Origin of the sequence: Phenylobacterium sp., from assembly GCF_965229015.1 — a bacterium.
Classification (GTDB): Bacteria; Pseudomonadota; Alphaproteobacteria; order Caulobacterales; family Caulobacteraceae; genus Phenylobacterium.
In genome coordinates, this window is sequence record NZ_CBDDIM010000001.1 from 261,288 (window position 1) to 285,401 (window position 24,114).

A 24,114-nucleotide genomic window follows, 5' to 3' on the forward strand; every position below is an offset into this window, starting at 1 on the left:
ACCTACTTTCGGACTGATGACCCTGATCGCGATCGGCGCGGCCGCCTCAACCGCGGCCAAAGGAGCCCCGAACCTCGACGTTTTGATCGAGGTCAGCGCGCCGCGCGGTTTCGCTATGCGTTCGCCTGCGGCGATCGCTATCCCCGATGGGACGCGGTTCCATGGAGCGGTCTGTCGTCGATCGCGGTCGCCCGCGCCCAACCGTCTTCGGGTGGAGCGGCTCGGCGCGGACGGCAATGTACAGGTGTCGGCGTCACAGTCGTTGTCCGGCCTGACGGTGACCCAACGCCACTGCGCGACCTACGACGTCGTGACCCCGTGGAAAGTCACCGCGTCGGACCGCTTCCGCATCTGCGCGACACGCGACGCGGCCCCGTGCATGGGGCGGGACGCGCCTTAGGCAGGCTGCGGCGTGCGGCGTTGGCTCAACCAGAACCCGCCGACAACCAACGCCACGGTTAGAACCTGCGCGCCAACCCCCTCCAGCGTTGGGAAGACGCCAAGCACCTCGACACGAGGCAAGGCGGTCAAGGGGTGGATATCGATCAGGCCGGCCTCCTGCAGCGCCGCGACGCCCTTGCCAGCCAGGACAACCGCCAAGGCTGAGATCAGGATCGAACTGTAGGCAAAGAACTGCGAGATCGGCAGACGCTTGCTGTAGCTGAGCAGCGCCCAGGCGGTCACGCCAAGCACCGCGATCGCCGAGCCGGCGCCAGCCAGGATCGCCGCGTGAGCTCCCTGGCCCCACATGGCGGCGTAGAACAGGATCGTTTCGAAAACCTCGCGGTAGACCACGACAAACGCCAGCAGGAACAGGAACCAGGCCGAGCGTTTCGAGAGCGCGGCCGCGAGCCGTTCCTTGATGTAGCTCTGCCAAGCGTCGGCTTGCCCCTTGCCATGCATCCAGACGCCGACCGAGATCAGCACGGCCGCGGATAGCAACGAGCCAAAGCCCTCCGTGAGTTCACGGCTCGCGCCGCTGATCGAGATCAGATAGGTCGCCGCCGCCCATGTAAGCCCCCCCGCCGCCAGCGCCGACAGCCAGCCGCCGTGGACATAGGGCAAGACATCGCGCCTCTCAGCCTTCCGCAGGAAGGCGATCATCGCGACGACAATCAGGAGGGCTTCCAGGCCCTCGCGCAACAGGATCGCGAAGGCTCCCGCGAAACTTGAAGCGGCGCTGGCCTTCGCGGGCGCGAGAGCCCGCTCGGAAACGTCGAGTAAGGCGTTCAACCGCGTGATCTGGGTGCGGACCTCTGCTGCAGGCGCCGCGTTGGACAGACTGGCGCGAAGGTCGCCCATGGCGCCTTCGACCCGCGTCATGAGCGCCCTGTCTCGCGCCTTCAACGCAGGCTCCACCGGCTCGAAACCATCCAGATAGGCTGCCAAGGCCAGTTCCTGCGCGCCCTTGCGATCGCCGACCTCATAGCGGGCCAGGCTCTGCGCGAGCTTGGTGCGCGCGATGCTGAGGCTGCCCACGGCTGGTGGCGTGGTCGCTTCTGGGTGTCGACGCAAATAGGCGACCACCTGCGTCGCCGTGGGCTCGCCAAGGTCCGCCGCCAAGGCCGCGGGGCTGGCCTGGGTGAGGGACTGCAGGTTCGCGAAGCGAGCTCGCAGCTTCGGATCGGCCGCCCAAAGACGCTCGCCATCGTGGGCCGCCGCATCGTCGAACGCGAACCGACCGACATAGAAGGCCAGGGCCCAGCGGTCGTCAGTCGATAGGTCGGCGAAACTGGGCATCGACGTACCGTCGAGGCCTTGGCTGATCACTTGATAGAGTCCGAACACACTGCGTTGCCGGGCCCGATCAATATCGGCGAAGGCGACGGGTCGCGGACTGAGGTCCTTGGCGTTGGGACCGTCGCCATGTCCGCTAACACCGTGGCAAGCCGCGCATTGTTCGGCGTATAGGCTCTCGCCACGAGCCAGGTTCGGCGCCTTGGCGGGCGCTAGTGGCGTCGGATAGGCGACAAGCAGTTCCGCCCCAAGCTCGTGGGCGCGTTTGGCGACCTCCGCCGCGCTCGCCCTTGCTCCGATAGCTTTCACCAGGTCGTCGGCCTTGGCGATCAATCGCGGCTTTGCGGCCGTGTTCGGCAGACCCGCGATCCGTTCGCGAACTGCGCTGGAGAACTCCCGCATCTCGGCATATTCCGAGGCGCTGACGACCTTTCCGTCCTTCACCGCGCCCGGGTAGTCGACGGCGAGATAGTCCAGCAGCCTCCAGGCGACCTGAGCTGACGGCGACGCCCCTTGGGCGGCGATCGCGGTGATCGGCAGGCAGGCTAGCGTGAGAACAAAGAGGATCGCCGACAAACGAGAGAGGGCCGACATCGCGGTTCCGAAGTTGCAACTGAGAATACGTCTCAGGTCGAACCTAAAGGCTCACTCTGCGAAAGCAGCAAGCGGTTTTGTGTCGAATTCAGTGCTTCGAGGACCCTGCTAGGCCTTGGGAGTCCGCAGTAACCGCATCGCGTTCATCGTCACGAGGACAGTGGCGCCCGTGTCAGCCAGGATGGCTGGCCATAGGCCGGTAATCCCCATGACCGTCGTCACCAGGAACACCGCTTTAAGGCCCAGGGCGATGGTGATGTTCTGACCGATGTTGCCCATGGTCCGCTTCGACAGGTTGATCATGGCGGCGACGTCAGCGACGCGGCCATGCAGCACGGCGGCTCCGGCGGTTTCCAGCGCGACATCGGTTCCGCCGCCCATGGCGATGCCCACCTCGGCGGCGGCCAGCGCCGGGGCGTCGTTGATACCGTCGCCGACCTTGGCGACCTTGAACCCCTGGGCTTGAAGCTCACGGATGATGGCCTGCTTGTCCTGCGGCAACAGACCAGCGCGCACCTCGATGCCCAGCGTCTGGCCGATCGCCTGCGCCGTCCGTGCATTGTCGCCGGTCAGCATGATCGTTCGGATGCCCATCGCCTTCAACTCGGCTAGCCCCGTGGCGGCGTCGGCGCGAGGTTCGTCGCGCATGGCGATCGCGCCCAGAAGGGCGCCGTCGCGTATGAGGACCGACACGGTCTTACCCTCGTCATTGAGAGCGGTGATGCGCTCGGATTGCTCTGGCGACAGGGCAACCTGCGCACCGGCAGCTTCCCCTGATCCGAGGAACACTTTCGCTCCGTCGACCGTGCCGGAGACGCCCCTGCCGCCCACCGCAGCAGCGTCGCTCACCTTTGGGACAACGATCTTGTCCGCTGCGGCCCTCGCGAGGATTGCGCTGGCCAGGGGGTGGCTTGAGCCGGTCTCAAGGGCGGCGGCGTCGCGGAGCACGTCGGTCTCCGAGCCGATGAACGCCAGGACGTCGGTCACCTGTGGCTTACCCTCTGTCAGCGTGCCGGTCTTGTCGAAGGCAGCGAGGGTGATCTTGCCCAGGCTTTCAAGCACGGCGCCGCCCTTCAGCAGCAGGCCGCGTCGTGCGCCCGCCGACAAGCTGGCGGCAATGGCGGCCGGCGTGGAAATAACCAATGCGCAGGGGCACCCGATCAGCAGGATGGCGAGACCCTTATAGATCCAGGCCTGCCACTCGCCGCCGAATACCAGCGGCGGGACGATGGCCACCGCTGTGGCCGCCAACACCACGGCGGGCGTGTAGAACGTGGAGAATCGGTCGATGAACCGTTCCGTGGGGGCCTTGCTCTCTTGAGCCTCCTCCACGAGCTTCACGACGCGGGCGATCGTGTTGTCAGCCGCCGCGGCGGTGACGCGCACATGTAGCGCCGCGTCGGCGTTGACCGTGCCGGCGAACACCAAGTCGCCGGGAGCTTTGTGGACCGGCGTGCTTTCGCCTGTGACCGGAGCCTCATTGACAGACCCGGGGCCGGAGACAATCACGCCGTCTGCCGGAATGCGGTCGCCAGGCCGAACAAGGATCACATCACCGACGGCCAGGGTCTCGGCAGGCACCTCAACCACGCCGTCGCCCTTCGCGATGAAGGCGGTCTTGGGAACGAGCTTAGTCAGGGCCTGGATGCTGGCCCGCGCCTTGCCAGCCGCGACCCCCTCCAACAGTTCGCCGACCAGGAACAAGGCCACAACCGCCGCGCCCTCTTCCGAGGCGCCAAGGAAGACCGCGCCGATGGCGGCGATTGTCATCAGCATCTCGATTGAGAAGGGCGTTCCGCTGAGCGCGGCCATGACCGCGCGGCGTCCGATGGGGATCAGGCCGATCAGCATCGCCGCGGTGAAGGGCCATTGGCCAAAGCCAGGCGCGATCTGAGAAACAAGGAGGGCTGATACGAACGCGGCCCCGCTCGCGAGCATCAAGCGCGCTTTCGTGGTCTTCCACCAGGGACCCTGAATGGGTTCTGCGTGGTCGTGCACTTGTCCAGGCGCGCCGTGTCCTTTGTCGGGCTCCGCCGCGCCCTGTGCGTCGCCGTCGTTGTCAGGCGCGGGTTCAGAACTGCCAGCTGGTGTGATGCCGTAGCCCAGGCCCTTCACCCTCTTCATCAGGCTTGTGAGGTCTGTTTTCGCGTCGTGTTCGACCACCATGCTATGTCCGGCGACCGAGACCGCGACCTGCGCGACACCGTCACAACGGCGCACGGCGGTCTCGATCTTTGCCGCGCACCCACCGCAATCCATCCCGTCGATGCGGTAGCGGGTCTTGAGCTGGTCCATGGTCCGAAATCCTAGGTTCGGCCTATCGTGCATGCTCTAGTCACTGGAGGAGCAAGTCTCTTTCACAGATGGTCGTTTGCTTGGACAAAGGCAGGCCGATGCGACCTTCAGAGAAATCCATTCGACCCGCGAAGGAATCCATTGACGAAATATCCCCCCGGGGAGGATATGACCAAGGCCGTCGCGCCATTCTGGTATCGGCTCTTGCCTGACGGCAGGACCGTCGTGGTCCAGCGTCCAAATATAGGGGCAGGGCGGCCATCACGTCCGGTCGCCGGGGAGTAAGACGAAGTGCTTGAGGTCCTTAAGGACAGAACCTATCGCCACCTGTTCTGGCCCAGGTCATCGCCCTTGTGGGCACGGGCCTCGCGACGGTGGCGCTTGGCCTCCTGTCGTTTGACCTGGCCGGCGCCAACGCTGGCGCGGTGTTGGGCGGAGCCCTGGCGATCAAGATGATCGCCTACATAGGCGTTGGGCCCGTGGTGAACGCTTTCGTTGATCGGCTTCCGCGACGCGCGTTCTTGGTTTCCATGGACCTCGTCCGCGCCGGCGTGGCGGTCATGCTGCCGTTCGTCACCGAGATCTGGCAGGTCTACCTCTTGATATTCCTGGTGCAGTCAGCGTCGGCGGCGTTCACGCCGACATTCCAGGCCGCCATTCCCGACATCCTCCCCGACGAACGGCGCTATACCCGCGCGCTCTCCCTCTCGCGGCTGGCCTATGACATGGAGAGCCTGGTGAGCCCGATGCTGGCCGCGGCGCTTCTTACGGTCATCAGCTTTCACTGGCTGTTCGCGGGCACGGTGGTGGGTTTCCTGGCCTCGGCCGCCCTGGTCGTATCTGTGCCCCAGCCAAAAGCCGTGCCGCGCGAAGGCGGGATCTATGCCCGAACCACCCGCGGCACGCGGATTTACCTGAAGACACCGCGTTTGCGCGGCCTTCTGGCGCTGAACCTCGCGGCGGCGGCGGCGGGTGCGATGGTCATCGTGAACACCGTCGTCTTTGTGCGCACATTGCTCGGTCGGTCGAACAACGATGTCGCGTTCGGCCTGGCGGCGTTTGGCGGCGGCTCCATGCTCGCCGCGCTGCTGCTGCCGGGGCTTCTGGAGCGGATCGGCGATCGTAAGATCATGCTGGGTTCGGCGACCTTGCTGGCTGCCGCGCTCTTGGCCATGGCGGCGCTCATCAACATCGGCGGCGTCGATCGCTGGATCGCGCTACTGGCGGTCTGGGCGGTGATGGGGGTCGGCTATTCCGCGGTCCTGACGCCTTCGGGCCGGCTGCTGCGCCGTTCCGCGAGCGCAGAGGATCGCAGCGCGGTCTTCGCCGCGCAGTTCGCCCTCTCTCACGCCTGCTGGCTGCTCACCTACACCGTGGCGGGATCCCTCGGCGCCGCTTTTGGCATGGCGCCCACTCTGGTGGTGCTGGCCGGTCTTTGCCTGGTCGGCATCGTCATCGCACTCAAAGCCTGGCCAGCCTCCGATCCTGATCAGCTTACGCATGCACACCCTGATCTGCCGCCGCAGCATCCGCACTTGCACGAGGGCGAACCAGGCGACGCACCTGCGGCGCACCTGCATCCCTTCGTCATCGATGACCTTCATTCTCGCTGACCACGCTCGGGCGTTTAGCCGCAATCAAGAGCCTCTGCTTGCGCGCGAAACCCGCCCAACCTAGTAACGCACGTCGGGAGTTTTAAGGTGCTATCGCTGCGAGCCACCAAGCTGGGGACCTTCCTCGCCACGCTGTGCGTGGCGTTGGCGACCGTTCTCGTCTCGCAGTCCACCATCGCGATCGTCAATCAGGTTCAGCACAGCCCGATGGCTGAACATCCTGTTTCAGCGCTCGGCGGGCAGGTTCATCTCGATCACGACGATCACCAGCGCGATCACGCCGAGCAGCAGATCAGCACGGCCGAGGACGCACCCACGGACGCATCGGCGCACCACCATCATGCGGACGGCCCGCAGTTCGCTCCGCTCCCGCATGGGGTCGTCACTTCGGTAGTTTCCGCGCAAGCCTTATCGCTGCGCAGGCCGAGCGACGCGCCGCCCGCGTCTGACATGACCCTTGGGCTAGAACGCCCGCCAAGAGCCTCTCTCGAAGTCATCACCTGACGTCGCGCGGCAATCAGGTCGCGCACGCCTGATCATCCATGCTTCGAGAGACAAATGCCATTCAGAACTCGGTATCGCGCCAGCGCGCGACTGAGCCTGGCCTTCGCGGCCACGCTCACACTCAGCCTCGTGAGCCCTGCGGCGGCGAAGGCGCAGACAGAACCGCCAGCCCTTAGTCTGACGGAGGCGCTTGCAAAAGCGGCTGGGGCGGATCCGACGCTTGCGGGATCGGTCGCTCGTCTTGCCGCGGCGCAGGCCAACCTGCGTCAGGCCGGCGTGCGGCCCAACCCGACGCTTGGGGTGGATCTGGAGAATTTCGCCGGCACGGGCGCCTACTCCCTGCTTGACCGGTCGGAAGCCACGGTCAGCTATCAGCAAACTCTTGAACGGGGCGGCAAGCGCGAGGCGCGAACGGGGCGGGCGCGTGCCGAGATCGAGGTCGCGCGGCTCCGGCGCGAGGTGCGCACGCTCGATCTGCTCCGGGATGTGCAAGTCGCCTACACAGAGGCTACGGCGGCCGAGGCCGAGGTGCTGATCGCCGAGGCTCGTCTCGTCGCTGCTCACCAGTCCCAAACCGTTATCGATCGCCGGGTGAAAGCTGCGCGCGACCCGCTCTTCGCCGGTTCCCGGGCTGACATGATGACGGCCCAGGCACAAATAGCGCGTGACCAGGCGCTGGATCGCGCTCGTGACGGCCGCGCCGCGCTTGCCCGGTTCTGGGGCGGCGGCCCAGAGTTCCGCTTGGCGCTGGAGCCGTTCTTCGAGGCCAAAGGGCCAGTCCTGCCCGCCAGCCTGACGATCGCAGACCTTGCGCTCCTCGAGGCCGAACGGGACGCCGCCATCGCCAATATCCGGGTGGAGCAAGCCCGCGCGGTCGTTGACCCTACAGTGCGCGCCGGCATCCGTTATCTCGGTGATGGCAACAACGTCGCCTTCGTTGTTGGCGGGACGATCCCCCTACGGCGCTACGACACCAACCGATCCGGAATTGAGCGCGCTCAGGCCGAGCGGACCGCCGCGGAGGCCGACATTGTGGCCGCAGGCCTCGCCAGAGAACGCGAGATCGCTCAGCTGACCGCCAGAATATCATCGGCGGCGACCGAAGCCGAACGGATACGCGCTGAAGTGATCCCGCCGGCGATCAGGTCCGTCGAGCAGGTGCGGGAAGGTTTTAGTCGTGGAGGCTTCAGCTACCTCGACGTCACCGAGGCCGAGCGCGCGCTCGCCGATGCCCGGGCCCGCCGCGTCAGCGTCCTGCGCCAGTATCATCTTGATCAAGCTGCCCTCGACCGGCTCACAGGCCGTCAGGCTCGCCATACCCAAACCCGCCTCGCGGAGACCCGCTAATGACGCCCGTCCGAAACTGGCGCATCGCGCCCTTCGCTCTCATCCTCGTTGCCGGCCTGATCGCCAGCTGCAGCGATCGGTCCAAGACGCCCTCAGCCGAAGCGGCCGCCGAAGCTGGTCCGGCCGAATACGAACGTGGACCGCACAACGGTCGCCTGCTGCGCGACGGAGACTTCAGCCTTGAAGTGACCATCTACGAGGAGGGGCCGGCGCCGCTGTTCCGGCTCTATCCCTATTTGAAGGATAAGCCGCTGGATCCGCGCCAGGTCCAGGTTTCGATCGCGCTCACCCGGCTCGGACCGAAGATCGACCGCTTCACCTTCACCCCGGAGGCCGACTATCTCGCCAGCCCCGGCATCGTCTCCGAACCGCACTCCTTCGACGTCAGCATCGCTGCGACGCGAGGCGGCGCCCGCTCGACCTGGACCTACCAATCCTATGAGGGCCGCACGGTTATCAAGGCCGACGCCGCCAAGGCTGGCGGAGTCAAAACCGAGCGAGCGGGCGCAGCGGTGCTTGGGGAAACCCTCCCCCTGAGCGGGCGGGTGGAACTCACGCCCGAAGGACAGAGCGAAGTCTATGCCCGCTATCCCGGGCGGGTCATGGCCCTCAACGCCGTGCTCGGCCAGCGAGTGCAGCGCGGCCAGATTCTGGCGCGCGTCGAGTCCAGCGAAAGCCTTCAGACCTATTCGATCACAGCGCCGATATCCGGGATCATCCTGACCAAGACGGTCAATGTCGGCGCCATGGCCGGCGACAGTCCAATACTGACCATTGGTGACCCCAGCCGGCTGCATGCAGAGTTCTTCCTCTATCCCAAGGACGCCGAGCGGGTGCGTGTTGGGCAAAAGGTCGATGTTGCGAGCCAGGCGGGCGACCATCGCGCCGTCGGCGTGATCAACGCAATCCTGCCGGGCGCCGACCCGGCAAGCCAAACTCTCGTCGCGCTTGTGAGATTGCCCTTTCAAAATGGCGTCTGGCGCGCGGGCCTGGGCGTCCAGGGCGTTGTTCAGGTCGGGCAGGGCAGCGTTCCGCTCGCGGTACGCACCAAGGCTCTGCAGCCTTTCCGGGACTTCACCGTCGTCTACGCCAAGGTCGGCGACACCTACGAGGTTCGGATGCTCGAACTGGGGCGGCGCACCGACGACTGGACCGAGGTGCTCGGCGGCCTTGAGCCGGGGACCGAGTACGTCAGCGAGGGCGCCTTCCTCATTCGCGCGGACATCGAAAAGTCCGGCGCGAGCCATGACCACTAGGGAGCGCGCAGACCATGCTTGAACGCATCATCGCCCAGTCGATCCGCTTCCGATGGCTCGTCATGGCCCTTGTCCTGGTCTCGGCGGCAGTCGGCGTCTGGAGCTTCCAGCGCCTGCCCGTCGACGCCACGCCAGACATCACCAACGTCCAGATCCAGATCAACACCGAGGCGCCGGGCTACTCGCCGCTGGAGGCCGAACAACGCATCACCTTCCCGGTCGAAACCGCCGTGGCAGGCGTGCCGGGCCTTCAGTACACCCGCTCGGTCTCGCGCTACGGCCTGTCGCAGGTGACGGTCATCTTCGACGACGGCACCGACATCTTCTTCGCCCGTCAGCTGGTGAACGAGCGTTTGCAAAACGCACTTGGCCAGCTCCCGGCCGGAATCACACCGGAGCTTGGCCCGATCGCCACCGGCCTCGGCGAGATCTTCATGTACACGGTCGACGCCAAGCCCGGCGCGCGAAGGCCCGACGGTCAGCCCTACACGACCGAGGATCTGCGCACGCTACAGGACTGGGTGATCCGGCCCCAGTTGCGAAACACCAAGGGGGTGACCGAGGTCAACACCATCGGCGGATACGAACGGCAGTATCACGTCACGCCGCGTCCCGAGAGCCTCGCGGCCTATGGATTAACCATGTCTGAGGTGGTCGAGGCGCTCAGGCGCAACAACGCCAATGTCGGCGCAGGTTACGTCGAGAGATCCGGCGAGCAGTACCTGATCCGGGTGCCCGGCCAGGCTTCCACACGCGAAGATCTGTCCGAGATCGTCATCGCCACCCGGGGCGGCGTCCCAATCCGCATCGCGGAAGTGGCCGAGGTCGGCATGGGCCAGGAACTACGCACCGGGGCGGCGACCGAAAACGGCCATGAGACAGTGCTTGCCACCGTCTTGATGCTGGCGGGCGAGAACAGCCGCGTGGTGGCTCAGGCCGCGGCGGCTAGCCTGACGGAGGCCGCCAAGGCTCTGCCGGACGGCGTCACCGCCTCGCCCGTCTATGACCGCACAAATCTCGTGGAGCGGGCGATCAAGACGGTCGAGAAGAACCTCCTCGAAGGGGCTCTACTGGTCATTGTCGTCCTGTTCTTACTGCTCGGGAACATCCGCGCGGCTCTGATCACCGCGGCGATCATCCCCTTCACAATGCTGCTGACCATCACCGGCATGGTGCGGCTCGGCGTGTCCGGCAATTTGATGAGCCTGGGCGCGCTGGACTTCGGCCTGATCGTCGATGGCGCCGTGATCATCGTCGAAAACTGCCTGCGCCGGTTCGGCGAGGCCCAGCATCGTCTGGGTCGGCTCCTGACCCGTGACGAACGCTTTGCCCTGGCGGCCTCGGCCTCAGGTGAGGTGATCCGGCCATCCCTGTTCGGGGTGATGATCATCACCCTGGTCTATGTCCCGATCTTCGCCCTGACCGGCGTCGAGGGAAAGACCTTCCACCCGATGGCGATCACCGTGGTGATCGCGCTCACCGCCGCGCTCGTCCTGTCTCTGACCTTCGTGCCGGCCGCAGTCGCCATGTTCGTCACCGGCAAGGTCCAGGAGCAGGAGAGCTTCCTGATGCGCTGGGCGCGGATCGGCTATCAGCCGGCTCTCGACTTCGCCATGCGAGCCCGAACCTTGATGGTGGTTGTGGCCGTCGCGCTCGTGGCGATCGCCGGCTTCGGCGCCTCGCGCATGGGCTCGGAGTTCGTCCCCAACCTTGATGAGGGCGACATCGCCATGCACGCCCTGCGCATACCGGGCACTAGCCTTAGCCAGGCGATCTCCATGCAGACGGCGCTCGAGGCCCGCATCTCCAAATTCCCGGAGGTCGAGCGCGTGGTGGCGAAGATCGGCACCGCCGAGGTGGCGACCGACCCGGTGCCGCCTTCGGTCGCTGACACCTTCATCATGCTCAAGGACCGCAAGGACTGGCCTGATCCGCGCAAACCGCGGGGCAAGCTGGTCGAGGAGATGGAAGCCGCGGTCAACGAAGTCCCCGGGAGCAAGTACGAATTCACCCAGCCGATCCAGATGCGGTTCAACGAACTGCTGTCGGGGGTGCGCGCGGACGTCGCGATCAAGATTTTCGGCGACGATCTGGACGAGCTCCTGAAGCTCGGAGCCGAGATCGAGGGGATTGTCGGCGGCGTCGAAGGCGCCGCGGATCCGCAGACCGAGCAGATCACCGGCCTCCCGGTCCTGCAAATCACACCCAACCGCCCGGCTCTGGCCCGACTCGGCTTGAGCATCGACGACGTCCAGCAGGTCATCGCCACCTCAATGGGCGGGACCACGGCGGGACAAATCTTCGAGGGTGACCGCCGCTTCGACGTTGTAGTGCGCCTGCCCGAAGCCATTCGGTCGAACACCGACGCCATCGGCCGGCTGCAGGTGCCACTACCCGCGGGCGAAGGCCAGCCACGCCAGTTCGTGCCCCTAAGTGAGGTGGCCTCGATCGAGCTGACCAAAGGACCCAACCAGATCAGCCGCGAGAACGGCAAGCGCCGCATCGTGGTGACCGCCAATGTCCGTGATCGCGACCTCGGCTCTTTCATCGCCGAGGTGCAGCAGAAGGTGGGCGCGCAGGTAAAGGTCCCGGCCGGTTACTGGGTGACTTACGGCGGGACCTTCGAACAGTTGATCTCCGCGGCCAAACGCCTCCAACTGGTGGTGCCGGCCGTGCTCCTGCTGATCTTCGGTCTGTTGTTCGCCCTGTTCCGCTCTTGGAAGGACAGCGCCGTGGTGTTCTCCGGCGTGCCGCTGGCGCTCACCGGGGGGGTTGCGGCGCTGATGATGCGTGGCTTGCCCCTCTCGATCTCAGCCGGGGTGGGCTTCATCGCGCTCTCAGGCGTGGCGGTCTTGAATGGCGTGGTGATGGTGACCTTCATCCGCAGCTTGATTGCGGAGGGGATGCCTCTCGACCGGGCGATCCGCGAAGGCGCGCTGACCCGGCTTCGACCCGTGTTGATGACCGCTCTGGTGGCCAGCCTCGGCTTTGTCCCGATGGCGCTCAACGTCGGGGCGGGCGCCGAGGTTCAGCGACCTCTGGCGACGGTCGTGATCGGCGGGATCATCTCGTCGACGATCCTGACCCTTTTGGTCCTGCCGGCCCTCTACAGTCTGGTTCATACGCACCTGGGCCGTCGGCGCGCGACAGGCGAGGCGTTGGCGTGACCATGGACGCTCGTGTCAGCCGGCCCACGGAAATGCGAGTCTTGACCAGGGCCAGGTTTTTCCTGGCCCTGGCTGAGGCGGTCGCGCTCCTCGCCGGAACGTCGCTGGGCTGGGCATTCTGGCCGGCGCTCTTCGCGTGGCCGGCTCAGCTGTGCGTCCCCCGGCGTTTCCACGGCGCCTTCCCACGGGGGCCACATGATCATCCCGTTCCAAGGATCTCCCATGCTGCCAACAGCCTTTGCGACTTGGTCGAGGCGCCTGTGGCTCGGCATCAGTCTGCTGCTGCTCACCGGTCTGGTATCGCAGGCCTTGGCCCACGGGATCGCCGAGGGCGACAAGGGCTACATCCAGGAAAGTTCCGGCGTCCTGTTCATGCAGTTCGTCTACCTCGGCGCTAAACACATGATCACCGGCTACGACCACCTGCTGTTCCTGTTCGGGGTGATCTTCTTCCTCTACCGGCTCAAGGACGTCAGCCTCTACGTGACCATGTTCGCGGTCGGTCACTCGGTCACCCTGCTGCTGGGTGTGCTGATGGGCGTCAACGTCAGCGCCTACCTGATCGACGCCATCATTGGCCTCTCGGTCGTCTACAAGGCGCTCGACAACCTCGGCGCCTACCAGCGCTGGTTCGGGGTGCAGCCCAACACAAAGGCCGCCACGCTGATCTTCGGGCTGTTCCACGGCTTTGGCCTAGCCACCAAGCTGCAGGACTTCCAGCTCTCCCCCGACGGCCTTTTCGTCAACCTGGTCGCCTTCAACATTGGCGTTGAGCTCGGCCAGATCCTGGCGCTCAGCGCGATCCTGATCGCCATGGGCTTCTGGCGGCGCACGTCCGGGTTCTGGACCCACGCCTACACCGCCAACGTCATCCTCATGACCGCCGGCTTCGTCCTCACCGGCTACCAACTCGTCGGCTACTTCGTCGCCTGACCGGAGACCAGACCCCATGTACAACACACAAAAGCCCGACCTCGCCGACCTGCCCACCGACAGCAGATTGCTCCGCTCCACCGCTATTGCCGTAGGTCTCGCCGCGACCCTTCTGGTGACGGTCGTGCTTCCCGCCGAATACGCCGTGGACCCAACCGGAATTGGCCGTCTGCTCGGCCTGACCGAAATGGGGACCGTCAAGATGGCCATCGCCCGGGAGGCTGACCAGGAGGCTGCAGCAAAGGCGACGCCTGCGGCTTCTGCGCCAGTGATGACGGCCCAAGTGGCGCCCTCGCGAGCCGCCGCGGCGGTCCCGGCGCCAGTTCAAGCTATCGCGCCCGCCGAGCAGGCCCCTGCCGCCAAGGCCGAAGAGATGACCCTGACCCTGGCCCCCGGGCAAGGCGTTGAGATCAAAGCCAAGATGCGCAAGGGCGCTTCAGTGACCTATGTCTGGGTCACCGATGGTCCGAAGCTGAACTTCGATACCCACGGCGACGGAACCGGCATCTCGTACCATGGCTACGGCAAAGGCTCGGAAAGCCGCTCAGAAGGGGTTCTCACGGCCGCCTTCGATGGTTCGCACGGTTGGTTCTGGCGGAACCGCGCCGGCAAGCCGGTCACCGTGACTCTCAAAGTGACCGGCGACTTCGACGGCCTGAAACGGCTGGTGTGAGTGTCTCGTCGCAAACCCACCTCGGCACGTAGGCGTCCGTCCAGCACCGCGGCAGGCGGCCCCTAGATCTCGTCTGGACCACTCACCGGCCACGCAGCCACGACCATGCCGTCTGGGCTCGCTAGCAATCGCAGTGACGATGAAGGGCGGGGAATAGAAGAATGGCGTAGTCTGAAGGTGGTACTCCTGTGTATGAACTTGTTAGCGAGATCGACATAAACGCACCAGTTGCCGCAGTCAGGGCAATATTGACGGACTTCGATTCTTACTCGAAGTGGACGGGTGCAGCTCGCGTGATTGAAGACCCGGATGATCCGACAAGGATCACCTATGCCATCCGAGTGATCTTCAAAGACAGTCCTGAAAGACCTTGGACGTTTCCTGGCCGCCTTACCACCAACCACCCTGACCTGCTTGGCTGGCGGCTCGGTATGCTCGGGCTGCTCGTCATTGAGATGCAATACGCCTTTGCGTGGACGAATGGGGCGACCCACGTGCGTCACCTCGTCCGCTTCACAGGGGTGCTACCGGCGCTGAGCAAGAACCGCTTTAAGCGCATATTCCAACCGGTGATGGACCGAACGCTGAGTGATTTGGCCATGCGTGCTAGGCAACCCTCGCGGCCACTAAGGACCTCGCCCCGTGTCCGTCCGGGAAGGAGGTAGGGCAGGGCGCCCTTTGATCGTCGGTTGCCCTCTGCTTTCTTGGGAATCGACAAGGTGCGGGCGCAATGGACCGTAGCCATAAGTGGTCCAGCGACCGCCCGTCGCGGGAGCCTTGGCCACTTGAAGTCGACTTTCATTGTCCTGCTCAGCGCTCTGTCTCTATCAGCCTGCGTGAGCTACGCGCCTGCGCCGGTCGAGCCGTCGGCCTTGGCCGCAGAGGCTCGGACCCGAACTCTGAATCTGGGGCAGGTTCGCGACAAGGTGGCCTCGATCGCTCCGGACACGACCTGGAACAGCCCCCACCTGGATCGCCTGGCGCTCTTCGCGACCGCGTTGCTCAACAACCGCGATATCGCAGCCGCCCGAGCGGGCGTCGCTAGCGCCCAGGCTGCGGCCAAGGCTTCACGCGTCGGCCCTGCCGCGACACTCACGTTGAGTGCGGAATACGCTCGCAGCGCGGCCGATAGCTCACCCTGGCTGTTTGGCGGGGCGATCGACATCCCCCTCGACGTGGGCGCCCGCCGCAAAGCCCGGTTGACCAGTTTTGATCTTGCCGTCGATATCGCGCGTTACGACCACGCCGACAAAATCTGGTCGGTTCGCATGGCCGTTCGGCGGGCGCTTGCCGACTATTTCATCGCGGAACGCCAGGCCGCCGCCTACCAGCGCGTGGCGAAGGTGCGCGTGCGCCAACAGGCGGCGATGGAAAACCGGGTCAACGCGGGCGAGGCGTCTCGCGCAGAACTCGAACGCGTCCGCGCGGATGGCGCCGACGCCGTTCGTCGCGCCGCGGAAGCCGTCAACAGTTCTCGGTCAGCCCTCCAGTCGCTCGCGACCGCTTTGGGAGTCCCGGTCGAAGCCTTGAACGACGTCACGCTGTCCTGGACCGACTTCGATAAGCCGGCCGCCGACCCGGGTGCGGGGGTGACGGAGGAAGTTCGTGCGGGCGCCACCCTGTCGCGTGCTGATGTCCTCAAGGCCGTCGCGGCCTATGACCAGGCCGAAGCCGATCTTCGCGCAGAGGTCGCACGCCAATATCCGGCGATCAGCATCGGGCCCGGTTACACCTGGGAACGGGGTCTGGTGAAAATCCCCGTGTCGCTTGGCCTCGTACTGCCGCCGCTCGACCTCAATCGCGGCGCTATCGCCACCGCGCAGGCCAGGCGGACTGAAGCTGGGCGCAAGCTCGAAGCGGTTGTGGCTGTGTCGCAGGCGGCCATTGACGCGGCCCTGGCCGAGACCCGAGCCGCGCGCGAGGCGCTGAGGCAGGTGAGGAGCGTTGAGCTCGTCGCCGCGGGCCGCCTGTCCGCTCAGGCTGATCGCGAATTGGCGCAAGGCGCCATTGACCGCACGGACTGGGCCGCCGCCCAGGCCGGCGCCCCTCTCGCCCGCATCTCCGAGCTTGACGCCCTGGCGCGTGTGCATGCCGCCGACGCCAATCTGGAAGACGCGTTGCGCCGACCCTTGGAAGGACCCGAGACGATGATCGTGGACCCCGCCTCTAGGAGCCGCCCATGAGCCGTTTCACCGCCGCGGGCTGGGCCGCCGTGGGCGCATGCGCCGCAGCGTTGGGGATTTTCGGCGCCTCCGCGCTTCGACCCGCGCCGAGATCGGAGGCGGAGGGCGGCGTGAAGGAGCCCGCCTCCGTGGCCACCTTCGTCGATGGTGAGGTTCGGATCGGTGCCGCGCAACAGGCTCGGACGGGCGTGCGCGTCAAGACATTGGCGGCGGGTGGAGCGCGGCAGATCACGCAGGGTTTCGCGCGCGGCCTGGATGTCAGCGCCCTTGCCGCGATCAACGCCGAAATCTCCACGGCGCGTGCGGCCGCCGTCGCCTCTCGCGCTGAGGCAGGGCGCCTAGTCGCCCTGGCTGCGCAGGACCAGAGCGCATCGACCCGTGCGGTGGAAGCCGCCCGCGCCCAAGCCGCCGCTGATGCTGCACGAGCGGACCTTGCCGAACGCCGCGTCGGACTTGAGTTCGGCGCGGGGCTGGCGCGATTGGATCTGGCCGCCCGTCAAAGGCTGCTGGGCGAGATCGCGGCTGGGCGGGCGGCCCTGGTTCGCATCGATGTCCCCGGCGCCGCGTCGAAGGCCGGATCGCGCGTGATCGTCGCCGACGGCGGCGTCACCGCTCCGGTCAGCGTGCTTGGTCCGGCGGCGTCGGCGGACGCCCGGTTGCAGAGCGCCGGCCTGCTGGCCATCGTCCGCGGTCCGATGGCGCGGTCCGCCTCGGCCGGGCGCGTACTGGCGGCGAGCCTTGAGCAGTCCTCCACAGAGACCGGGGTCATCGTTCCTCGGGACGCCCTGGTGCGGTGGCGCAACGGCATTTGGGCCTACCGCCGCACCGCGCCCGGCGTGTTCGTCCGGCGCGAGCTGGTGGACGCCCGTCCGGTGGAGAGCGGCTGGTTCGTCACAACGGGCTTTTCGGCCGGCGACATGGTCGCGGTGAGCGGCGCGGGAACGCTGCTCGCCATCGAACGCGGCGGCGAGCAGGCTGGCGAGAAAGATTAGCCGATGCTTTCGCTTATCGTCAGGCTCTGCCTGCGCCATCCCGGTATCGTGCTGTTGTGTGCGCTGTTGTTGCTCGGGTTCGGCGGTGCGACCGTCGTCTCGGCGCGCTACGACGTCTTTCCGGAATTCGTCCCGCCCCAGGCGAGCGTCCAGACCGAGGCGGCGGGTCTCACCCCAGAACAGGTCGAGGCCCTGGTCACCCGGCCGCTGGAGACGGTCGTCAACGGCGCCAACGGCGTCGCTGCCGTCCGCTCGGAATCCATCCAGGGCCTTTCCGTGATCACCGTCATCTTCGTCGAAGGCAGCGATCCGTTTCGCGCGCGGCAGGTCGTTGCAGAAGCCTTGAGCGAGGCAGCGGGTCGCCTGCCGGCCGGCGTCTCCGCCCCCAAACTCAGCCCGCTGACCTCCTCCACCATGGATCTCTTGAAGATCGGCTTCACCAGCGACCGGTTGAGCCCGATGGCCTTGCGAGATCTCGTCCAGTGGACCGTGCGGCCCCGGATGCTGGCCACACCTGGGGTCGCCCGAGCCACGATCTTCGGCGGCGACCAGCGTCGCCTGGAGGTCCGCGTGCGGCCGGCCGACCTGATCGCCCGAAACATCGCGCTCTCCGAAGTCGCGACCGCCGTCCAGGCGAGTACCTTGGTCCGCGGCGGCGGGTTCGCCGAGACGCCCAGCCAGCGCATCCTGGTCGAACCCACCAATGGGGCCGTCACGGCCAAGTCCCTTTCCGGATCACTCCTCCCGGCCGCCACGGGCCTGCCGGTGAGACTGGGCGATGTCGCCGATGTCGTGGAGGCGCCTGCGCCGAAGTTCGGCGACGCTTTGATCATGGGACGGGGCGGCGTGCTGATCGCGCTTTCGAGCCAGTATGGCGCGAACACGCTCGACGCGACGCGCGCTGCGGAGGCGACGCTGGCCGAGCTGAGACCCGCTCTGGAGGCGCAGGGCGTCAAAATCTACCCCAGCCTCCACAGGCCAGCGAACTTCATCGACTCTGCGCTGCGCGGCATCCGCACCGACTTGCTGATCGGGGCGGGCATGATCGGCCTGATTCTGTTGGTGTTCCTGCGGGATCTGAGAGTCGCGTTCATCGCATTTGTCTCCATCCCGCTGTCGCTTCTCGCCGCGCTCATCGTGCTGGACCGCCTGGGGCAGACCATCAACACCATGACCCTGGGCGGCCTGGCGGTCGCACTCGGCGTGGTCATCGACGACGCCATCGTCGGGGTGGAGAATATCGTGCGCCGCCTTCGCGAGGATCGGTCCGGACCCGATAGGGTGGGGATCATCGAGGCGGCGTCGGTGGAGGTGCGCGCGCCGGTCGTCTACGCGACCTACGTGCTGGCCTTGACCATCGCGCCCATTCTCTTCCTGACCGGCCTGCAGGGCGCATTCTTCGGCCCACTCGCCTTTGCGTTCCTGCTGGCGACACTGGCCTCCCTCGCGGTCGCCATCACCGTAACGCCCGCGCTGTCGCTGCTGCTCCTGCGTCGGGTCCGGCTACATGACGAGCCGAGCTATCTTCGAAAACTGAAGAGCCTTCACATCCGGGTCTTGGAGCCGATATGCGCGCGGCCCGGCGTAGTCGTGGCGGGCGCCGCGCTGGTCGGTGTGTTGGCGCTAGGGGCCTTCTTCGTCTTTGGCTCGGAACTGCTGCCCGCGTTTCGCGAGCGCCACTACGTGCTGCAGGTCAACGGGCCCGCCGGCGCCTCGATGGGGTGGATGCGCGATCTTGGCGTTCGCATCACCAAGGATCTGGTGGCGATACCCGAGGTCGCGACGGTCGAGCAGCAGATCGGGCGCGCCGAGGCCGGAGAGGACACCTTTCCCCCGCATCGCAGCGAATTCCACGTCGAGTTGCGCCCCGTGGGCGGGGCCGGCGAGGACCGGGTTCTCGCGCGCATCCGAGAGGTTCTCGCGCAATATCCCGGCGTCCAGAGCGAGGCCCTGACCTTCCTCGGAGACCGCATCAGCGAATCCTTGTCGGGGGAGACGGCGAAAGTTGCAGTGAATGTCTACGGACCCGACCTCGACGTTCTCGACCGCGTCGCGGCCGATGTGGCGCGCGCCCTGCAGTCGGTCCCCGGCGCGGCCGACGTGCAGGTGAAGGCACAGCCCGGCGCTCCGACCCTGAAGATCGCCCTGGACTCAGACCGCATGGCGCTTCGCGGCGTCGCCCCTACCGACGCCTATGACGCCATCGAAACGGCCTTCCAGGGCCGCACCGTGGCGCAGGTCACCGGCGCCGATCGCATAACCGACGTGGCCATCTCCTTACCGCCTGAGATGCAGCGTGATCCAGAAGGCGTCGGAGCCCTGCTCGTGCGCACAGCGGATGGTGCGACGACGCCTTTGTCGGACATCGCCACCATTCGGCTGGGCGAGGGACGCACCGTCATCAATCACGACGGCGGTCAACGTCGGCAGGTGGTCACCGCCAATCCCACGGGGGCGGACGTCTCCGGTTTCGTGCGCGACGCCCGCGCTAAGATCGCAAGCACCGTTTCACTGCCGCCGGGTGTGTTCCTTGAGTATACCGGCGTAGCCCAGGGTCAGGCCGCTGCGGCTCGCCAGATCCTTGTCAATGTCGCCGCCGCCTCGATCGGCATCGTCGCCCTCCTGGTGTTGGCTTTCGGAGGGGGCCGTCCCGCCGGATTGATCCTGGCGGGAACCCCGTTTGCGCTGGCCGGCGGCGTCGCGGCGGTGGCCTTAACCGGCGGGGTGCTGTCGCTGGGCGCCCTGGTCGGTTTCGTCACGCTGTTCGGAATCGCCGCCCGCAACGCCATTCTCCTGATCTCCCACGTCGATCACCTGGTCAGCGATGAGGGCCAGCCCTGGGGACTGGCGACGGTGCTGCGCGCGACCCAGGAACGGGTGACGCCAATCCTGATGACCGCCCTGGTCACGGGGCTGGGCCTGGCGCCGCTCGCGCTCGAGGCGGGCCAATCCGGACGCGAGGTGCAGGGTCCGATGGCCGCGGTCATCCTCGGCGGCTTGATCACCTCGACCTTGATGAGCCTGCTGCTGCTCCCGGCGCTCGTTCTCGCCTATCGTTATCCGCGGGGACACACCCACGAGAGATCACGCGATGCGCCTGCTGCTGATCGAGGATGATGCTGAGACCGCGGCCTTCGTCGTCGAGGGCCTCAGCCTGCGCGGTCATGCGGTCGAGACCGTGACGGATGGCCAGGCCGGACTGACCTGGGCGATGGCCGGCGGCTTTGACGTGATGATCATCGACCGGATGCTTCCCAGCCTGGACGGGCTGTCGGTCGCCAGGGCCCTGCGCGATGCCGGGCGTGAAAAGCCCATTTTGATCCTGACGGCGCTCGGCTCTGTCGAGGATCGGGTCGCCGGCCTGGTGGGGGGCGCTGACGACTATCTGGTTAAGCCGTTCTCGATGTCAGAACTGGTAGCCCGCGTCGATGCCCTTGGCCGACGAGGCGCATCGGCTGCGCCCACCCGGCTGGCCATCGCCGATTTGACGCTTGATCGTCTAACGCGCCAGGTCCGACGGGGCGGCGAACTGGTCGATCTGCAGCATCGTGAGTTCCAGCTGCTCGAAGCCTTGATGCTGCAGACGCCCAATGTGGTCACCCGCACCATGCTGCTGGAAGGCGTTTGGAAAATTCGCTTCGATCCGGGCACCAGCCTGGTGGAAAGCCACGTCAGCCGCCTTCGCGCCAAGATTGATCGCGCGGGGAGTCCGATGCTGATCCACACCGTGCGAGGAGAAGGCTATGCCGCTCGTACGCCTTAGCCCGCTCTGGCGCTCGACCAGCTTTCGGATTTCGATCATCCACGCCGCGCTACTGGCGGCTGCGATCGTGGGCGCAGGAACGGGCGGCTGGGTCGCGACCCGCGGCGCGGCAGAGCGCGAAGCCCATGATCGCATCGCCCTTGAGGTCCACGCCGTCACGCTTGAGATCCAGGCCGAGGGTCTGAAGGCCGCAGGCGACGCGGTGATGGCGCGCGCGGAACGACCCGGCGCGCTGGAATACCGTCTGGTTGATTCCACCGGCCGCCATGTCGCGGGCGACCTGACCGACCTGGGGCCCAAGGCGGGGTGGAGGAGCCTCGACTTTGATGGAACCGCGCCCGGACTGGAGGGCAAGGACCGCCTCCTTATCCTGACCCAGCGCCTGCCGGATGGGGCACGGCTCACAGTCGGAGAGGACCTTGGAAGAGCCGAAGCGCTGCGCAACACGCTGTTTCGGACCCTGCTGTTCTGGAGCGGTCTGGCCTTGGCTCTGGGGTTGGCGGCAGGCCTCTACCTGACACACCGGGCGCTCCAACGCATGAACGCTCTGGTTCGCACTGTGCGCGCCGTCGCCGAGGGCGACCTTGCGGCCCGTGCATCCGACGCCAGACCGGAAGGCGACGACATTGGCCAGCTGGCTGCGGGCGTCAATCAGATGCTGGATCGCATTGACGTCCTTGTGGCCGCCGTGCGCCGGGTTTCCGCCGAGGTGGCACATGATCTTCGGACCCCCTTGTCGCATGTCCGCCAGCGGCTCGACGCGGCCGCGACGGCCGCGACGCCGGAACTCCGAAACGCCGCCCTTCAGTCGGCCAACGACGGCATCGATAAGGCCCTGCGGATGTTCGACGCGATGCTTCGCCTGGCGGAGATCGACGCTGGAGCGGCGCGGGCGCGTTTCGCGACCGTCGACCTGACGGATCTGACCGATCGGGTCGCGGACGCCTACCGGGCGGAGTTGGAGGCGTCGGGACGGACTCTACGCGTCCAGGTCGCTGGATCCTCGGTCGTCGAGGGCGACGCCGACCTCCTGACCCAGGCGCTCGCCAATCTGCTGGAGAACGTCCTGAAACATTCCCGCGCGGCGGCCGCGGTGCGGGTGCGCCTTGTCGAGGAGCCGGAGGGGATCAGGCTCAGCGTCGAGGATGACGGACCCGGTATCCCGCCAGAGATGTTCGAGGTGGCGGTCCGCCCGTTCTCCCGGCTGGAACCTGCTCGCGCGGCTCCGGGTACTGGTCTGGGAATGGCGATCAGCGCGGGCGTGGCCCGCCTGCACGGCGGACGGCTGCTTCTTGAAGACGCACGGCCCGGCTTGAGAGTGACCATGCTGCTGGCCCCCACTCAGGGACCCATGCTTTCCAAGAATGACGCCTCTTGCGACCGTGGCCGTCCTGACCTCCCACCCGTTCGAGGCGCCGATGGAAACTGACAAGACCAAGGCATCCTGGCACTCCGGCATCGCGGCTGTTCCAAGAGCGGTCTGGGCGCTCGGCCTGGTGTCGATGTTCATGGATATCTCTTCGGAGATGATCCACAGCCTGCTGCCGGTGTTCCTGGTCGGAACTTTGGGCGCCAGCGTCGCGCTGGTCGGGGTCATTGAAGGCGTCGCCGAGGCCACGGCTTCGATCACCAAAATCTTCTCCGGGTGGCTGAGCGACCGGCTTGGCAAGCGGAAACTGCTGGCCGTCCTGGGCTACGGTCTCGGAGCTCTGAGCAAGCCTATATTTCCCTTGGCGGTGACCCCGCTCGAGGTGTTCGGCGCCCGTTTCGCCGACCGGATCGGCAAGGGCGTGCGCGGCGCGCCGCGAGACGCGCTGGTCGCCGATCTGTCGCCCCCTTCTATTCGCGGGGCCGCCTTTGGCGTCCGCCAATCCCTCGACACCATCGGCGCTTTCACGGGCCCGCTGGTGGCGATCGCGCTGATGCTGGTGTTCGCCGGAAATATCCGCGCGGTCTTTGCGTGGGCCGTCGTCCCGGCCATCGTGGCGGTCCTGCTGCTGGTGTTTGGCGTTCAGGAGCCGAGATCCCACTCAGACGCCCATGGCGCGGCGCGGCCACCCATTCGATGGGCCGAGGTGAGGGGAATTGGGCCGGCTTTCTGGGGTGTCGTCGCCCTGGGCGTCGTTTTCACCATGGCTCGCTTCAGTGAGGCCTTCCTGGTCCTGCGCGCTCAAGACGCCGGTTTGCCTATCGCGCTCATCCCCGTCGTCATGGTGGTGATGAATGTGGTCTACTCGCTCGCGGCCGCGCCGGCGGGAAGCCTGTCGGATCGGATCGACCGGCGACTGGTCCTGGTCGCCGGCCTGGCTTGTCTGGTCCTCGCAGATCTGTTCTTGGCGCTTGGTGACGGTGTCGCCAGCGTTCTCATTGGGGTGGCTCTGTGGGGGCTGCACATGGGCCTCACCCAAGGCCTGCTGGCGGCGCTCGTCGTCGACACGGCGCCGGCGCATCTCAGGGGAACCGCGTTCGGTCTCTTCAACCTCGCGAGCGGCGTGACAATGCTCGCGGCGAGCACATTGGCCGGGGCCCTTTGGTCAGCTTACGGGTATCGGGCGACGTTTTTGAGCGGTGGACTATTTGCCGGGCTCGCGCTTCTCGGTTTGATCTTGTTCATCCTACGCACGAAATCTGATCCTCGCCCCATTTAGAAAAATGCCGCGCGCTGGACATGCCCGCGACCATGATCGGCTAACGGGCCCGCGAAGCGGACCCCCACGGCCAGGCCGGGGCTGTTGTCCGACAGGCTCAACTCAGCATCATGAAGCTCAGCGATAGCCGCGATCAATGCGAGTCCAAGGCCAGAGCCTGGAGTGCTGCGGCTGGCGTCCAGCCGATAGAAACGCCGTAGTACCTGCTGCCGCTCGGAAGCGGGAACACCGGGCCCGTCGTCCGCCACGACCGCGCTTACAGCGCCGTCAACCTGGGCCAGGCTCATGGTAATGTGAGCCCTGTCACCGGCGTGCCGAAGGGCGTTATCGAGGAGATTGGCGAGGGCTGCGTCAGGCCATAGCCAGTCCGACAACTCATCTAGGTCTGACGATGGCCTGACGCAGCCCT

The 24,114-nt window shown here is 66.4% G+C and carries 17 protein-coding genes and 1 pseudogene; 15 read left to right on the forward strand and 3 right to left on the reverse strand.

Annotation, left to right across the window (positions count from 1 at the left end; translation table 11 throughout):
• Positions 1–16: 16 nt before the first annotated feature.
• Complete coding sequence (locus ACO06I_RS01245) at positions 17–400, forward strand: hypothetical protein (RefSeq protein ID WP_421930819.1); 384 nt, start codon at positions 17–19, stop codon at positions 398–400.
• Here the strand turns inward: ACO06I_RS01245 and ACO06I_RS01250 are convergent.
• Complete coding sequence (locus ACO06I_RS01250; protein WP_421930820.1) at positions 397–2,331, reverse strand: FTR1 family protein; 1,935 nt, start codon at positions 2,329–2,331, stop codon at positions 397–399. The genes ACO06I_RS01245 and ACO06I_RS01250 overlap by 4 nt on opposite strands.
• Positions 2,332–2,439: 108 nt before the next feature.
• Positions 2,440–4,626, reverse strand: a complete 2,187-nt coding sequence (locus ACO06I_RS01255) for a heavy metal translocating P-type ATPase (RefSeq protein WP_421930821.1) — start codon at positions 4,624–4,626, stop codon at positions 2,440–2,442.
• Between the two features lie 291 nt (positions 4,627–4,917).
• On the opposite strand from ACO06I_RS01255, the pseudogene ACO06I_RS01260 reads away from it, so the two are divergent.
• The 14 genes and pseudogenes from ACO06I_RS01260 to ACO06I_RS01325 all read left to right on the forward strand — a co-directional run bounded on the left by ACO06I_RS01260 (position 4,918) and on the right by ACO06I_RS01325 (position 23,705).
• Positions 4,918–6,239: pseudogene (locus ACO06I_RS01260) on the forward strand (MFS transporter).
• Positions 6,240–6,326: 87 nt separating this feature from the next.
• Positions 6,327–6,743 (forward strand): hypothetical protein, encoded by a 417-nt coding sequence (locus ACO06I_RS01265; protein WP_421930822.1) that lies wholly within the window; start codon positions 6,327–6,329, stop codon positions 6,741–6,743.
• Between the two features lie 54 nt (positions 6,744–6,797).
• Positions 6,798–8,090, forward strand: coding sequence for a TolC family protein (locus ACO06I_RS01270; RefSeq protein WP_421930823.1), 1,293 nt, complete (start codon positions 6,798–6,800; stop codon positions 8,088–8,090).
• Positions 8,090–9,346 (forward strand): efflux RND transporter periplasmic adaptor subunit, encoded by a 1,257-nt coding sequence (locus ACO06I_RS01275; RefSeq protein WP_421930824.1) that lies wholly within the window; start codon positions 8,090–8,092, stop codon positions 9,344–9,346. The genes ACO06I_RS01270 and ACO06I_RS01275 overlap by 1 nt, the downstream gene beginning before the upstream one ends.
• A gap of 14 nt (positions 9,347–9,360) precedes the next feature.
• Positions 9,361–12,513: an efflux RND transporter permease subunit gene (locus tag ACO06I_RS01280; RefSeq protein ID WP_421930825.1), complete on the forward strand. Its 3,153-nt coding sequence runs from the start codon at positions 9,361–9,363 to the stop codon at positions 12,511–12,513.
• Positions 12,514–12,735: 222 nt separating this feature from the next.
• Positions 12,736–13,446 carry a HupE/UreJ family protein gene (locus ACO06I_RS01285; RefSeq protein WP_421930826.1) on the forward strand — a complete coding sequence of 237 codons (711 nt, stop codon included), beginning with the start codon at positions 12,736–12,738 and terminating at the stop codon, positions 13,444–13,446.
• A 16-nt stretch (positions 13,447–13,462) separates the two neighbouring features.
• Complete coding sequence (locus ACO06I_RS01290; RefSeq protein WP_421930827.1) at positions 13,463–14,119, forward strand: transmembrane anchor protein; 657 nt, start codon at positions 13,463–13,465, stop codon at positions 14,117–14,119.
• Between the two features lie 188 nt (positions 14,120–14,307).
• On the forward strand, positions 14,308–14,784 hold the full coding sequence (locus tag ACO06I_RS01295; RefSeq protein ID WP_421930828.1) for an SRPBCC family protein: 477 nt from the start codon (positions 14,308–14,310) through the stop codon (positions 14,782–14,784).
• A 120-nt stretch (positions 14,785–14,904) separates the two neighbouring features.
• A complete protein-coding gene (locus ACO06I_RS01300) occupies positions 14,905–16,302 on the forward strand; it encodes a TolC family protein (protein ID WP_421930829.1) in 1,398 nt (465 codons plus the stop codon).
• Entirely contained in the window at positions 16,299–17,294 is a 996-nt protein-coding gene (locus ACO06I_RS01305) for a hypothetical protein (protein WP_421930830.1), read from the forward strand. Before ACO06I_RS01300 ends, ACO06I_RS01305 begins: the two co-directional genes overlap by 4 nt.
• Before the next feature lie 3 nt (positions 17,295–17,297).
• Complete coding sequence (locus tag ACO06I_RS01310) at positions 17,298–20,411, forward strand: efflux RND transporter permease subunit (protein WP_421930831.1); 3,114 nt, start codon at positions 17,298–17,300, stop codon at positions 20,409–20,411.
• A complete protein-coding gene (locus ACO06I_RS01315) occupies positions 20,386–21,057 on the forward strand; it encodes a response regulator (protein WP_421930832.1) in 672 nt (223 codons plus the stop codon). Before ACO06I_RS01310 ends, ACO06I_RS01315 begins: the two co-directional genes overlap by 26 nt.
• Positions 21,038–22,486 (forward strand): sensor histidine kinase, encoded by a 1,449-nt coding sequence (locus ACO06I_RS01320; RefSeq protein WP_421930833.1) that lies wholly within the window; start codon positions 21,038–21,040, stop codon positions 22,484–22,486. The genes ACO06I_RS01315 and ACO06I_RS01320 overlap by 20 nt, the downstream gene beginning before the upstream one ends.
• Positions 22,476–23,705 (forward strand): MFS transporter, encoded by a 1,230-nt coding sequence (locus ACO06I_RS01325; protein ID WP_421930834.1) that lies wholly within the window; start codon positions 22,476–22,478, stop codon positions 23,703–23,705. Before ACO06I_RS01320 ends, ACO06I_RS01325 begins: the two co-directional genes overlap by 11 nt.
• Here the strand turns inward: ACO06I_RS01325 and ACO06I_RS01330 are convergent.
• Complete coding sequence (locus ACO06I_RS01330; RefSeq protein ID WP_421930835.1) at positions 23,702–24,079, reverse strand: ATP-binding protein; 378 nt, start codon at positions 24,077–24,079, stop codon at positions 23,702–23,704. The genes ACO06I_RS01325 and ACO06I_RS01330 overlap by 4 nt on opposite strands.
• Between the last annotated feature and the right edge of the window lie 35 nt (positions 24,080–24,114).

Bases quoted from the DNA above. Each gene is read 5' to 3' on its own strand.
- ACO06I_RS01290 (WP_421930827.1), top strand. From the start codon at position 13,463: ATGTACAACACACAAAAGCCCGACCTCGCCGACCTGCCCACCGACAGC.
- ACO06I_RS01255 (WP_421930821.1), bottom strand. From the start codon at position 4,626: ATGGACCAGCTCAAGACCCGCTACCGCATCGACGGGATGGATTGCGGT.
- ACO06I_RS01275 (WP_421930824.1), top strand. From the start codon at position 8,090: ATGACGCCCGTCCGAAACTGGCGCATCGCGCCCTTCGCTCTCATCCTC.
- ACO06I_RS01325 (WP_421930834.1), top strand. From the start codon at position 22,476: ATGGAAACTGACAAGACCAAGGCATCCTGGCACTCCGGCATCGCGGCT.
- ACO06I_RS01315 (WP_421930832.1), top strand. From the start codon at position 20,386: ATGCGCCTGCTGCTGATCGAGGATGATGCTGAGACCGCGGCCTTCGTC.
- ACO06I_RS01280 (WP_421930825.1), top strand. From the start codon at position 9,361: ATGCTTGAACGCATCATCGCCCAGTCGATCCGCTTCCGATGGCTCGTC.
- ACO06I_RS01310 (WP_421930831.1), top strand. From the start codon at position 17,298: ATGCTTTCGCTTATCGTCAGGCTCTGCCTGCGCCATCCCGGTATCGTG.
- ACO06I_RS01320 (WP_421930833.1), top strand. From the start codon at position 21,038: ATGCCGCTCGTACGCCTTAGCCCGCTCTGGCGCTCGACCAGCTTTCGG.
- ACO06I_RS01285 (WP_421930826.1), top strand. From the start codon at position 12,736: ATGCTGCCAACAGCCTTTGCGACTTGGTCGAGGCGCCTGTGGCTCGGC.
- ACO06I_RS01245 (WP_421930819.1), top strand. From the start codon at position 17: ATGACCCTGATCGCGATCGGCGCGGCCGCCTCAACCGCGGCCAAAGGA.
- ACO06I_RS01250 (WP_421930820.1), bottom strand. From the start codon at position 2,331: ATGTCGGCCCTCTCTCGTTTGTCGGCGATCCTCTTTGTTCTCACGCTA.
- ACO06I_RS01270 (WP_421930823.1), top strand. From the start codon at position 6,798: ATGCCATTCAGAACTCGGTATCGCGCCAGCGCGCGACTGAGCCTGGCC.
- ACO06I_RS01305 (WP_421930830.1), top strand. From the start codon at position 16,299: ATGAGCCGTTTCACCGCCGCGGGCTGGGCCGCCGTGGGCGCATGCGCC.